The sequence below is a fragment of the Dolichospermum planctonicum genome (genome assembly GCF_005402965.1).
Lineage (GTDB): Bacteria > Cyanobacteriota > Cyanobacteriia > Cyanobacteriales > Nostocaceae > Dolichospermum > Dolichospermum planctonicum.
The window spans coordinates 1-336 of sequence record NZ_BJCF01000165.1 but is presented as its reverse complement, the minus strand read 5'-3'; the positions used below and the strand labels follow the sequence as shown (position 1 = coordinate 336).

Genomic DNA, 336 nt, shown 5'->3' with positions numbered 1-336 from the left:
TTACCAGTAATAACGTTATTAGCTGCGTTACCAGTACCGTTTATGGCTGCTGTTCCTGTTAATGTCAGGTTTTCGACGTTAGCAAGAGCCGCAATAGTGTAAGTAACACTAGATTGAATGGTATCTGTACCCGCGTTGGTATTTTCGGTAATAGTATCAGTGGCGCTATCTACAACATAGATATCGTTGCCTAAACCACCAATTAAGGTATCTGTACCCGCACCACCATCAAGGGTGTTATTAGCATCGTTACCAGTAATGACGTTATTAGCTGCGTTCCCTGTGCCGTTAACTGCTGTTGTTCCTGTTAATGTCAGGTTTTCCACGTTAGCAAGT

General features: G+C 42.9%; 1 pseudogene. It reads right to left on the bottom strand.

The annotated features are described in order from the left end of the window. Positions 1-336, bottom strand: a pseudogene (locus tag FFO06_RS20905) (S8 family serine peptidase); the annotation flags it as partial.